The 12,497-nt window shown below is 71.0% G+C and carries 10 protein-coding genes; 7 read left to right on the forward strand and 3 right to left on the reverse strand.

Annotated elements, in window-relative coordinates:
• Nucleotides 1-379 precede the first annotated feature (379 nt).
• On the forward strand, nt 380-2,017 hold the full coding sequence (gene abc-f / locus V6V47_RS30620) for a ribosomal protection-like ABC-F family protein (protein ID WP_334631999.1): 1,638 nt from the start codon (nt 380-382) through the stop codon (nt 2,015-2,017).
• Nucleotides 2,018-2,121: 104 nt separating this feature from the next.
• Here abc-f and dnaE read toward each other — a convergent pair whose 3' ends face one another.
• The gene (dnaE, locus tag V6V47_RS30625; protein WP_334632000.1) at nt 2,122-5,652 is read right to left on the reverse strand and encodes a DNA polymerase III subunit alpha; all 3,531 of its coding nucleotides are present in this window, start codon (nt 5,650-5,652) and stop codon (nt 2,122-2,124) included.
• A 134-nt stretch (nt 5,653-5,786) separates the two neighbouring features.
• Here dnaE and V6V47_RS30630 point away from each other — a divergent pair, with 134 nt between their 5' ends.
• Genes V6V47_RS30630 through V6V47_RS30640 form a run of 3 tightly spaced genes read left to right on the forward strand, consistent with a single transcriptional unit; the run spans nt 5,787 to nt 7,484 of the window.
• The gene (locus V6V47_RS30630) at nt 5,787-6,407 is read left to right on the forward strand and encodes an L-threonylcarbamoyladenylate synthase (RefSeq protein ID WP_334632001.1); all 621 of its coding nucleotides are present in this window, start codon (nt 5,787-5,789) and stop codon (nt 6,405-6,407) included.
• Between the two features lie 13 nt (nt 6,408-6,420).
• Entirely contained in the window at nt 6,421-6,960 is a 540-nt protein-coding gene (locus tag V6V47_RS30635; RefSeq protein WP_334632002.1) for an RNA polymerase sigma factor, read from the forward strand.
• A complete protein-coding gene (locus V6V47_RS30640; RefSeq protein WP_334632003.1) occupies nt 6,957-7,484 on the forward strand; it encodes a hypothetical protein in 528 nt (175 codons plus the stop codon). The genes V6V47_RS30635 and V6V47_RS30640 overlap by 4 nt, the downstream gene beginning before the upstream one ends.
• A gap of 192 nt (nt 7,485-7,676) precedes the next feature.
• On the opposite strand, the gene V6V47_RS30645 is transcribed toward V6V47_RS30640, so the two are convergent.
• Both V6V47_RS30645 and V6V47_RS30650 read right to left on the reverse strand, forming a co-directional pair.
• The gene (locus V6V47_RS30645) at nt 7,677-8,873 is read right to left on the reverse strand and encodes a low temperature requirement protein A (RefSeq protein WP_334632004.1); all 1,197 of its coding nucleotides are present in this window, start codon (nt 8,871-8,873) and stop codon (nt 7,677-7,679) included.
• 50 nt (nt 8,874-8,923) lie between these two features.
• On the reverse strand, nt 8,924-10,321 hold the full coding sequence (locus V6V47_RS30650; RefSeq protein WP_334632005.1) for a serine/threonine-protein kinase: 1,398 nt from the start codon (nt 10,319-10,321) through the stop codon (nt 8,924-8,926).
• A gap of 99 nt (nt 10,322-10,420) precedes the next feature.
• Here V6V47_RS30650 and V6V47_RS30655 point away from each other — a divergent pair, with 99 nt between their 5' ends.
• From V6V47_RS30655 to V6V47_RS30665, 3 genes are all read left to right on the forward strand, one after another.
• On the forward strand, nt 10,421-10,999 hold the full coding sequence (locus V6V47_RS30655; protein WP_334632006.1) for a hypothetical protein: 579 nt from the start codon (nt 10,421-10,423) through the stop codon (nt 10,997-10,999).
• Nucleotides 11,000-11,130: 131 nt separating this feature from the next.
• Nucleotides 11,131-11,472, forward strand: a complete 342-nt coding sequence (locus V6V47_RS30660; RefSeq protein ID WP_334632007.1) for a PadR family transcriptional regulator — start codon at nt 11,131-11,133, stop codon at nt 11,470-11,472.
• On the forward strand, nt 11,469-12,416 hold the full coding sequence (locus tag V6V47_RS30665; protein WP_334632008.1) for a permease prefix domain 1-containing protein: 948 nt from the start codon (nt 11,469-11,471) through the stop codon (nt 12,414-12,416). Before V6V47_RS30660 ends, V6V47_RS30665 begins: the two co-directional genes overlap by 4 nt.
• Nucleotides 12,417-12,497: the final 81 nt, after the last annotated feature.

Genomic DNA, 12,497 nt, shown 5'->3' on the forward strand with positions numbered 1-12,497 from the left:
TCCGGGCCGCCCGCTCGCCGGGCCGCCCGCCTGCTCGACCTAAGATCCGCGCAACTTCGGGGAAACTGCTGTCTCGAGGCGCGGGGAGGCAGCAGTTTCCCCGAAAGTGCGCGAATCTTGGAGCGCCCAAGAGGCACCGCAGGCGGTAACCCGGTGGCGGGCCGAAGATCCGTTGTTAGACTCGGCGGAGTTGGGTGTCAGCAGTGACAAGGGAGACCAGACATGGCGGGTGACGACGACATCTCCGGGTGAAACCGGATGTCTCTGGCCACCGGTCGGCGCGCGACAGCGCGGCTGACGTGGCCATGTCGTCGTTCCACCGGTCTCTGTTCCGTCGGGCAGCTCCGGCGTGCCCGCCCCACCCTTTGAGGTCACTCGCATGTCTGATGCGTTCATTGTCTGTTCGAACCTGTCCTTCTCCTGGCCGGACGACACCCCGGTCTTCGCGGAGTTGTCCTTCTCGGTCCCTGGCGGCCGCACCGGCCTGGTCGCGCCGAACGGCTCCGGCAAGAGCACGCTGCTGCGGCTGATCGCCGGAGAGCTGCGGCCGAGCGGCGGCAGCGTCACCGTCGACGGCGTGCTCGGCTACCTCCCGCAGACCCTGCCGCTGGCCGGCGACCTGACGGTGGCCGAGGTGCTGGGCGTCGCCGAGCGGGTCGCGGCGCTGCACGCCATCGAGGCCGGCGACGCCAGCGAGGCGAACTTCGCCACGATCGGCGACGACTGGGACATCGAGGAGCGCACCCGCGCCGAACTGGACCGGCTCGGCCTGGGCGATCTTCTGCTGGACCGGCGGCTCAACACCCTCAGCGGCGGCCAGGTGGTCTCGCTCGGTCTGGCGGCGCAGCTGATCCGGCGACCGGACGTGCTGCTGCTCGACGAGCCGACCAACAACCTGGACCTGGACGCCCGGCACAAGCTCTACGACGTGCTGACGGAGTGGACGGGCTGCCTGCTGGTGGTCAGTCACGACCGGGAGTTGCTGGACCGGATGGAGCGCATCGCCGAGCTGGATCGCGGTGATGTGCGCTGGTATGGCGGCAACTTCACCGCGTACACGGAGGCGGTGCAGGCGGCGCGGGAGGTGGCCGAGAGCAACATCCGCAACGCCGAGCAGGAGGTCAAGCGGGAGAAGCGGGAGATGCAGCAGGCCCGCGAGCGGGCCGACCGGCGGGCCAGCAACGCGTCCAAGAACCTGAAGAACGCCGGCCTGCCGAAGATCTTCGCCGGGACCATGAAGCGGAACGCGCAGGAGGCCGCCGGCAAGTCCCACGAGACGCACTCGGCCCGGCTCGGCCAGGCCAAGGCCCGACTCGACGAGGCCGGCCGGGCGTTGCGCGAGGAGGACCGGATCGTCGTGGAGTTGCCGGACACCACCGTCCCGGGCGGTCGTACGGTCTTCACCGGCCAGGGAATGCGGGTCCGCTTCGGCGATCGGGAGATGTTCGCCGGCGACGGCGCTGACCTGACGATCCGCGGGCCAGAGCGGATCGCGCTCACCGGGCCCAACGGCGTCGGCAAGTCGACCCTGTTGCGCCTGGTCAGCGGCGATCTGGAGCCGTCGGGCGGTGAGCTGAAGCGGGCCGACGGTCGGATCGCGTACCTGTCGCAGCGGCTGGACCTGCTGGATCTCGACCGTACGGTGGCGGAGAACTTCGCCGCGTACGCGCCGGACCTGCCGGACGCGAAGCGGATGAACCTGCTGGCCCGGTTCCTGTTCCGGGGTGCCCGGGTGAACCTGCCGGTCGGTGTGCTGTCCGGCGGCGAGCGGCTGCGCGCCACCCTCGCCTGTGTGCTCTGCGCCGAACCGGCACCGCAACTGCTGCTGCTCGACGAGCCGACCAACAACCTGGACCTGGTCAGCGTCGGCCAGTTGGAGAGCGCGCTGAGCGCGTACCAGGGGGCGTTCGTGGTGGTCAGCCACGACGAGCGCTTCCTCGCCGAGATCGGCGTGCAGCGCTGGCTGCGGCTCGCCGACGGCCAGCTGCGGGAGGTCAGTGCCCCCGACCGGGGCTGAGCCCGGGGTGTCCGCGGCCCGGTCGGTAGACACCGGCCGGGCCGCGCGCACGGTCACGCCGCGCGCACGGCCGGGCCGCGCGCACAGCCGAGCCGCGCGCACGGTCAGGTCACGTTGGCCGGGCCGAGGACGCTCTTCAGGTCACCCATCAGCGCGGTGGTGGCCGCCACCCGGAACGGGCCCAGCCGCAGGGTGGTGGTCCGCCCGCCGTTGAGCAGCTTGACGTGCACCTCGGTGTCGCCGGGGTGCAGCACCAGGGTCTCCTTGAGCTTCTCGACCAGCGGCGCCGTGCACCGGTGCACCGGGATGGTGAGGGTGACCGGCTTGTTGGCGCTGCTGCTGACGTCCGGCATGGACATGTCCATCGCCATGATGCGGGGGGTGTCGTCGCGGCGGTCGACCCGGCCCTTGACCACGACGATGGCGTCCTCGGCGATGTACTGCCCGATCACCTCGTAGGTGTTGGGGAAGAACAGCGTCTCCACCCCGCCGGCCAGGTCCTCCAGTGTGGCGGAGGCCCAGGCCCGGCCCTGCTTGGTGACCCGGCGCTGCACGCCGGAGAGGATGCCGGCGAGGGTGACGACGGCCCCGTCGGGCACCGCTCCCTCCTCGGCCAGCGCGGCGATGGTGGTGTCGGCCGCCGCGTTGAGGACGTGCTCGAGGCCGAAGAGCGGGTGGTCGGAGACGTACAGGCCGAGCATTTCCCGTTCGAAGGCCAGCTTGTCCCGCTTCTCCCACTCGCTCTCGCCGATCGTCGGCATGACCGTGGTGCTGCCCCCGGCGTCGCCGTCACCGAACCCGGCACCGAACAGGTCGTACTGGCCGACGGCCTCCTTGCGCTTGACGTCGGCGTACGCGTCGATGGCGTCGGCGTGCACGGCGAGCAGCGCCTTACGGCTGTGCCCCATCGAGTCGAAGGCGCCGGCCTTGATCAGCGATTCGATGGTCTTCTTGTTGCAGACGACCGCGTCGACCTTGGCGAGGAAGTCGTAGAAGTCGGTGTAGTCGCCCTTCTCCTGCCGACAGCGCATGATCGAGGCGACCACGTTCGCGCCGACGTTGCGCACGGCGGCCAGGCCGAACCGGATGTCCGCGCCGACCGGGGTGAACGGCCCGGCCGAGGTGTTCACGTCCGGCGGAAGCACCTGGATCTTCATCCGGCGACACTCGGCCAGATAGAGCGCCATCTTGTCCTTGTCGTCACCGACGCTCGTCAGCAGCCCGGCCATGTACTCGGCCGGGTAGTGCGCCTTCAGGTACGCGGTCCAGTAGGAGACCAGCCCGTACGCGGCGGAGTGCGCCTTGTTGAAGGCGTACCCGGCGAACGGCACCAGAACGTCCCACACGGCCTGGATCGCCTCGTCGGAGTAGCCGCGCTCGCGGCAGCCGTCCCGGAACGGGATGAACTCCTTGTCGAGGATCTCCTTCTTCTTCTTACCCATGGCCCGGCGCAGCAGGTCGGCCTGGCCGAGGGTGTAGCCGGCGAGGATCTGCGCGGCGCGCTGCACCTGCTCCTGGTAGACGATCAGGCCGTGGGTCGGTGCCAGGATCTCCCGCAGCGGCTCCTCCAGCTCCGGGTGGATCGGCGTGATCTCCTGGAGGCCGTTCTTGCGCAGCGCGTAGTTGGTGTGTGAGTCGACGCCCATCGGGCCGGGCCGGTAGAGCGCCAGGACGGCGGAGATGTCCTCGAAGTTGTCCGGCTTCATCAGGCGCAGCAGTGAGCGCATCGGCCCGCCGTCGAGCTGGAACACGCCGAGGGTGTCGCCCCGGGCCAGCAGCTCGTACGCGGGCAGGTCGTCGAGCTCCAGGGCCAGCAGGTCGAGCTGCTTGCCGTGGTTGAGCTCGATGTTCTTGACCGCGTCGTCGATGATCGTCAGGTTGCGCAGGCCGAGGAAGTCCATCTTCAACAGCCCGAGCGACTCGCACGTCGGGTAGTCGAACTGGGTGATGATCGCGCCGTCGGCGTCCCGCCGCGTCAGCGGGATGTGCTCGATGATCGGCTCGGCGGACATGATGACGCCGGCGGCGTGCACCCCGGTCTGCCGGATCAGCCCCTCGATGCCCTTGGCGGTGTCGATCACCTTGCGGACGTCCGGGTCGGACTCGTACAGGCCGCGGATCTCGCCGGCCTCGGCGTAGCGCGGGTGCTTGGCGTCGAAGATGCCGGTGAGCGGGATGTCCTTGCCCATCACGGCGGGCGGCATCGCCTTGGTGATCCGGTCGCCGACCGCGTACGGGTAGCCGAGCACCCGCGCCGAGTCCTTGATCGCGGCCTTCGCCTTGATCGTGCCGAAGGTGGCGATCTGGGCGACCTTGTCCTCGCCCCACTTGTCGGTGACGTACTTGATCACCTCACCGCGCCGACGCTCGTCGAAGTCGATGTCGACATCCGGCATCGAGACCCGCTCGGGGTTGAGGAACCGCTCGAAGATCAGGCCGTGCTGGATCGGGTCCAGGTCGGTGATGCCCAGCGCGTACGCGACGAGCGAGCCGGCTGCCGAACCACGGCCCGGACCCACCGCGATGCCCTGCTTCTTCGCCCACTGGATGAAGTCGGCGACCACGAGGAAGTACGACGGGAAGCCCATCTGGTTGATGACGCCCAGCTCGTACTCGGCCTGGACGACATGCCCCTCCGGGATGCCGCCGGGGTAGCGGCGGCCCAGGCCGAGGAAGGTCTCCTTGCGGAACCAGGACTCCTCGGTCTCGCCCTCGGGCACCGGGAAGCGCGGCATGAGGTTGTGGAACTCGAACATCCCGGTCGGGTCGACCTTCTCGGCGACCAGCAGGGTGTTGCGGCAGCCCTCCTGCCACAGCTCGGACGTGTCCACCGCGCGCATCTGGTCGGCGCTCTTGATGAAGTAGCCGCCGCCCTCGAACCGGAACCGGTTGGGGTCGTCGATGTTGCTGCCCGTCTGCACGCAGAGCAGCACGTCGTGCGCGGTGGCCTGCGCCTCGTGCGTGTAGTGCGAGTCGTTGGTGACCACCGGTGGGATGTCGAGCTTGCGGGCGATCTCGGTGAGACCCTCGCGGACCCGGCTCTCGATGGAGAGGCCGTGGTCCATGATCTCCAGGAAGTAGTTGTCCTTGCCGAAGATGTCCTGGTAGCTGGCGGCGACCTTGAGCGCCTCGTCGAACTGGCCCAGCCGCAGCCGGGTCTGCACCGCGCCGGAGGGGCAGCCGGTGGTGGCCATGATCCCCTCGGCGTGCTCGGCGATCAGCTCCATGTCCATCCGGGGCCACTTGACGTAGTGCCCCTCCATGGAGGCGCGCGAGTTGAGGGTGAAGAGGTTCTTGAGGCCCTGCGCGTTCTTCGCCCACATGGTCTTGTGGGTGATCGCGCCGTTACCGGAGATGTCGTCGCTCTTCTGCTCCGGCCGGCCCCACTTCACCCGCGCCTTGTGATAGCGAGACTCCGGCGCCACGTACGCCTCGACGCCCAGGATCGGGGTGATCCCGGCCGCCATGGCCTGGTTGTAGAAGTCGTTCGCGCCGTGCATGTTGCCGTGGTCGGTGATCGCCACCGCCGACATGCCGAGCCGGTTGGCCTCGGCGAACAGGTCCTTGAGTCGGGCCGCCCCGTCGAGCATCGAGTACTCGGTGTGCACATGCAGATGCGCGAACGAATCGGCCATGCGTGGCGCCCCCCGGCGGTGTGGATCTTGATGGTCGGACCCGACCGGGACCTACCCTACCGAGGTGATCTCGGCGGCTCCACCGTCCGCGCCGAGGGTGGCCCGGGTCTCCTCGCAGCGCCTAGTCTCAACCCATGGCGAGGTACTACGACGTGCACCCCGAGAACCCGCAGCCCCGGGTCATCGCCCAGGTCGCCGACCTGATCCGCGGCGGCGGGCTGGTCGCCTACCCCACCGACTCGTGCTACGCGCTCGGCTGCCGACTGGGCGACCGGGACGGGCTGGACCGCATCCGCGACATCCGGCGCCTCGACGAGCAGCACCACTTCACCCTGGTCTGCCGGGACTTCGCGCAACTCGGCCAGTTCGTGCAGATCAGCAACTCGGTCTTCCGCCTCGTGAAGGCGTCCACCCCGGGCAGCTACACCTTCATCCTGCCGGCCACCAAGGAGGTGCCCCGCCGGATGCTGCACCCGAAGAAGCGCACCGTCGGTGTCCGCGTGCCCCGGCACACCGTCACCCAGGCGCTCCTGGCCGAGCTGGCCGAGCCGCTGGTGTCGAGCACCCTGACGCTGCCCGGCGAGGACGAGCCGATGACCCAGGGGTGGGAGATCAAGGAACGTCTGGACCACCTTCTCGACGCGGTCGTCGACGGCGGTGACTGCGGTAAGGAACCGACGACGGTCGTCGACCTGTCTGGGTCCGAGCCGGAGATTCTGCGCCGCGGCGCGGGGGACGTGTCCCGCTTCGAGTGATTGGACACCCGGCATGCCCGACGCGGACGACCTCGACGCCCTGGCCCGGTCCGCCATGCAGGGCGACCCGGCGGCGCTGGATGCCCTGCTGAGCGCGGTGCGCCCGGAGGTGCTGCGGTTGTGTGCCCGGTTCCTGCCGAGTCGGGAGGACGCCGAGGAAGCCTGCCAGGACACGCTGCTCGCGCTGGCCAAGGGCATCACCCGGTTCGAGGGGCGCTCGTCGTTCCGCACCTGGCTGCACCGGCTGACCGCCAACCGGGCCCGCTCCACCTACCGCACGCTGCGCCGCCGCTGGCGGCTGGAGGCCGGCGGCGTACCGCTACCCGAGCAGGCCGACCCACGGCGGACCAGCGTGGTCGCGGGCACCCGCCTCGACCTGCTCGACGCCTTCGACGCGGTCCGTCCCGACCTCGCCGAGGTGGTGGCGCTGCGCGACGTCCTCGGGCTGAGCTACCCCGAGATCGCCGCCCTGCTCGACGTGCCGGTGGGCACGGTGAAGTCCCGTCTGCATCTGGCCCGGCGGCAGGTCCGGCAACGACTGGCTGCCGAATGAACAGCGCACCGATCCGCCGGCTCGTCGTCGTCTTCGCGGCTGCCCTGACGGTCACCGCCTGCGGCGCTGACGCCGTCTCGCCGCTGCCCGTACAACCGCCCGGCCCGGCCCGATCGACGCCGGCACCCTCCGCGGTCCCCACGCCCACCGCGTCGCCGTCCCGACCACCGCCGACCAGCGGGCGCCCGGTCGCGGCACCGCCCGCACCGACCAGGACAAGGGGTACGCCCCGAACGACTCCCCCGCCGACCGAGCCGACCCCGGCCTGTCAGGGTGCGGTCCGCTACGACCTGCCGCTCGCCGACACCGAGATCGAGCTGCTCCGATCGCTCTGCTTCGCCACCGGCGCGGTGCTCCGGATCCAGGGCATCGGCCCCGGCCTCGTCACCGTGGACCGCCCGGAGTTGGTCTCTGAGCAGTACGAGGCGGGCGTGGTGGACATCCGCTTCGTCCGTCCCGGCACCGTGGCCGTCACCATCCCGAAGGAAGGTCGGGCGCACACCATCACGGTGGTGGTCCGCTAGCCGGGTCCGCGACCGATCCGCTCGCGCGCCTCCCGCCCCCGCCACCCTGTGGCGCGTCCTTTGCTCTGCTTCAATCGGCGCAACACCGCGGGCACCTTTTCGTTGCGCCCGTTGAAGCAGAGCAAAGGACGCCCAACTGGCACGGCCAGCCCGGATCCGTCGGCGCGGCGATGACATGCCGGCCCGTCCGACTCACGGTGTCGCCGGTGCTGAGGCGGAGTGGCGCCAGGCCCGGAGGAACTCGGCGACCGCGACCCCCAGGAGCACCAGACCAGCCGCGACGCTCACCGCCAGCCCAGGCAGGTGTGGCGCGAGCGGCGCCAGGGCGATCGTCACGACGACGCCGACGACGTGGGACAACGGCACCCGCTCGAACACCTCGTGCTCCAGCAGCGCCCGACCGCACAGGACCAGCCCGGCGCCGCCCAGGATGAGCGCGGTCATCGGACCGCTCGGATGCTCCCCGGGCTGCTCCAGCACCCGCTCGACGCCGGCGGCCGTGCTCACCACACCGGCGCTCATCAACCAGTGGGCGTACGGCGTGGTCTGCACCAGCCGACTCCGGTGAGATGACGACTCGATGGCGGCGCGCAGGGTCGCGCCGGCTCCCCGTGCGTAGCTCCACCAGAGCACCGCGGCCGTCAGGAACGCGACCCCGAAGGCGGCCACCCGATCCCCGGTGAACGGTTGGCGGCTCAGGCTGAGGACGCTGACCAGGACGAGTTCACCCAGGGAGAGGATGTAGATCTGCTGGTACCGCTCGGAGAGGTGCTCCGGTGCCACCTCGTACCGCGGCAGGGGCGGCCGACCGGGAATCGGAAAACGGAACCCGTAGGCGATGTAGTCCGCCGCGAGCGCGGCCAGCCACAGGACGAGCCGCCAGTCGGAATCCGCCACCAGACCGCCGACCACCCAGAGGGTCCCCGAGCCGACGTCCCAGATCAGGGCGCGCACGGTCCGTTCCTGCTCCTGCCGCCCCCGCAGGGACCAGGCGAGCACCGACCCGCGGACCAGGAAGATCGCGACCCAGGTGCCACTGAAGATCAACCCATGGTCGCCGAACGCGCTGGGCAGCGCCGCGGACATCAGCATGACGCCGAACATGGTGCCCAGGATCAAGAGGGGGATCGGCTGCTTCCGGGGGTTGTAGCTGTCGGTGATCAACGTGGTGGTCACCCACGCCGCCCACAGCGCCGACAGGAGGACCAGCGCCTGCGCGATGCCGGTCCAGGTCTGGTCCTCGGCCATCTTCATCGAGGTCATCGCCAGGCCGGCGATGAAGGCGAGGTCGAAGAACAACTCCAGCAGATCCGTACGCTGCGAACCGCTCGGCCCCAGGGTCGGCGCTCGACGCGGGCCGCCCGTCACCGGCTCGCGCTTCTCCGCCACGGTGACAGCTTCCTACTCGAGGGCCGGCCGCCGGGCGCGTTCACCCGCACCTACCGCAGGCGTACGCCGGCGAGCAGGGTGTCCACGAAGTCGGCCCCGCTCTCCGCCGGTGGCACGATCTGCACGTACACCAGGCCGGCTCGGCCGGGATGCAGGCCGGCCGACTCGATGATCTGGGGCCGGCCCCGGTCGCAGCGGTACCCCACCACGGTCCACTCGACGTCCGCCTGCCGCGTGGTGCGGGCCGGCGCGGACGTGCAGTCCCCGTGCGCGCGTTCGGCCAGGAACCCGGCCGGTGTCGTGCGTGCCGCCGTGGTGGCGGAGAAGCCGACGAACGCGCCGGGTAGCCGGGGGTCGGCGGCCCAGCGACGCGGCTGCGGCGACATGACCAGCGCCGGTTCCGCTTCGCCGTCGGCGCCGTACTGGCCGGCCCAGGTCGTGCCGGTGGCCGACCAGCCGGCCGGCAACGCCACGGTGAGCGGGCCGGTCGTGTACGTCGCACCGCCGGGCTGCCCGGTTTCGCCGCCGCCGGTCTCGGCGCCCGCGCCGGCCACCCCCGCGACGACGGCCACGACGCCGGCCGCGGCCAGCCGGAGCCGGTACGGGCGGCGAGCCGCCGGCCGGGGCGGGTGCGGTGCGACGCCGGCCGCCCGGTCCAGGGCGGCGTGCAGGGCCGCGGCGTCCGGGTACCGGTCGGCCGGATGGTGGGCGGTGGCCCGGGCGAGCACCGCCGCCACCCCCGCCGGTACGCCCTCGCGCAGCCGGATCGCGGCGGCAACCGGCGGTGGCGACGGGCCCGACCCGGCGCGTAGCGGGTCGACGGCCAGCAGCCGGATCCCGAGCCGACCGAGCCCGAACACGTCGGCACGGATGTCGATCACCGCGCCCGGGTCGTCCTGCTCCGGCGCCATGTACCCCGGGGTACCCGCCCGGGCGGTCAGTCCGGAGGCGGCGGCGAGCGCCTTGGCCAGGCCGAGGTCGGCGATGAGCACCTGTTCGACGCCGGAGTCCGCACCGGCGGAGTGGAACAGGATGTTGCCGGGGGTGAGGTCACGGTGCACGACGCCGTGCCGGTGCAGCACCGCGACGCCCGCGCAGACCTCGCCGAGCAGACGCAGCGCGGCCGGCGCGGGGATCGGATCGGCGGCCAGGCGATCTCGGAGGCTGCCGCCGTCCGCCCACGCCAGCACCGCGTACGGACGGCCATCGGGCAACTCGCCGACGGCGTGCACCCGGACCAGCCGCTCGTGCTCCAGCCGGCGCAGCAACCGGGCCTCGTCGCGGAAGCGTTCCCGGACCCGCAGGTCGTGGCTCCAGTTCTCGGCCAGCACCTTGATCGCCACGTGCGCGTCGAGCGCCTGGTCGTAGCCCAGCCACACCGTCGCGAACGAGCCGACGCCCAGCAGCCGCTCAATGACGTAGGGCCCGATCCGCAGCGGAACCGTCACCGCCTGACAGTAGACCGGACCGGTCGTCAACCCGACGAACCGCGGGCGCCGCAGCGGTGACTAACAGAGCAGGAGACCAACCAACCCAAGGAGCAGACCATGAGGCGTCCCTCGATCATCCTCGTCAGCGGAGCGCTGGCGCTCGGCGCGCTCGTCCCGGTGACCGTCGCCGGACCGGCCTCGGCGGCCCCCACCCCCGGCGGCACCGGGCCGGCGCACGCCGCCGCGCACCGCCACCAGCAGGTGCTCAGCGTCAGCGGCGCCGGGGTGTACCGGATCGGTGCCAGCCTGGCCGCGCTCACCGCGGCCGGGCGCATCGACTGGGTCGCGCCCGCCTGCGCCGGGGTGGTGCACGCCGGCGCGACCGGTTCCTGGGCCGGCGTGCTCGTGCTGGCCTTCCACGACGGGCGGCTGGTGGAGGTGGGCACGGCGACGGCGCCGCCCCAGTCCCCCGCCGGGGCCACGGTCGGCATGTCGTTCGCCGAGCTCGAGACGATCTACGGCCGGCGGGGCTCCCTGATCCGCAACGACGCGGGGGACGCCGAGGCGTACCTCGTGCGGGTCGGCTCGCGGGTGGAGTTGTTCACCGGCCACCCGATCCGGCCCGGAGTGGGCTACTTCCAGGTTGGGCCGGCCTCCTTCGTCGAGCGGAACTTCCGTCAGGGCTCAACCTGCTGATCAGCGTGGGTCTCGGGGCGTCCGGTGCACACAGACCGGGCGCCCCGTCTGCTGCCCGGCGACGGGAGGCGCGAGCGGCACGATGATGTCTCTCTAGACAACACTGTGTGGCACACAGTATGGTGTGACACATGGTTAGCGAGGACGTTCTACGGACGCACCTGCAGGAGTTGCGTCGAGGCACCGTCGTGGTGGCCAGCCTGGTCGCGTTGCGCCGACCGGACTACGGCTACGCCCTGCTGCAACGGCTCACCGACCACGGCTTTCCGGTGGATGCCAACACGCTCTACCCGCTGCTGCGCCGCCTGGAGGACCAGGGCCTGCTGACCAGCGAGTGGAACACCGAGGAGAGCCGGCCGCGCAAGTTCTACCGGACCAGCGACGAGGGCGAGTCGATGCTGAGCCGGCTGCTCGACGACCTCGCCGCCGTACAGACCTCCGTCACCGGGCTGATCCAAGGAGTCGACCGATGAACACCCTGACCGACCGCTATCTCGCCGCCACCCTGCGCTCGGTGCCCGTCCAGCGCCGGGAGGAGATCGCCTCCGAGCTGCGGGCCTCCATCGAGGACATGATCGAGGACCGGACCGGCAGCGGTCAGGACGCCACCACCGCCGAACGCGAGGTGCTCACCGAGCTGGGCAACCCCGACCGGCTGGCCGCCCGGTACGCGGACCGTCGGCTGCAGCTCATCGGCCCGACCTACTACCTGGTCTGGCTACGGTTGCTCAAACTGCTGCTCAGCTTCATCCCGGCGATCGTCGGCGTGGTCGTCGCGGTGGTCGATGTGGCGGAGGGCAAGGGCGCCGGCGCGATCGGGTCCGGGATCGGCACCGCCATCGAGGTGGCCGTGCACGTCGCCTTCTGGCTCACCCTGACCTTCGCCCTCATCGACCGCTTCCAGCCCGTGACCGACCTGCCCGAGTGGACCGTCGACCAACTGCCCGCCGCGCCGGTGCACCGGGACATCGCCCTGCCCGACACCATCGCGTCGGTGGTCATGCTGGCGGTGGCCATCGGCTACCTGCCCTTCCAGCACTACCAGTCCTGGGTGCACGACACCGACGGCAGCAACATCCCGATCCTCGATCCGGCGCTCTGGTCGTCCTGGCTGCCGGTGCTCATCGCGGTGCTGCTCGCCAGTGCGATCTTCGAGATCGTCAAGTACCGCATCGGGCACTGGAACTGGTCGCTCTACGGGGTGAAGGCCCTGCTCAACGTGGCCTTCACGGTGCCGGTGGCCTGGCTGGCGCTCGACGACCGGCTGCTCAACCCGGCCCTGGCCGAGCGCCTGAACTGGCTGGCCGACGCCGACAACCGGAACACTCTCGGGCTCATCATCGCGGTGAGCGCGGCCGCGATCATGGTGTGGGATCTGATCGACACCGCCATCAAGACCCGTCGCCACACGGCCTGAGCAGCACCCGACGAGCGGCCCGGCGCGTACTCGCGCCGGGGCCCCCCCCTCCCTCCCAGGGGTCCACCCCCCCCCCCAAAG

The organism is Micromonospora sp. CPCC 205539, from assembly GCF_036906815.1.
Taxonomy (GTDB): Bacteria; Actinomycetota; Actinomycetes; order Mycobacteriales; family Micromonosporaceae; genus Micromonospora.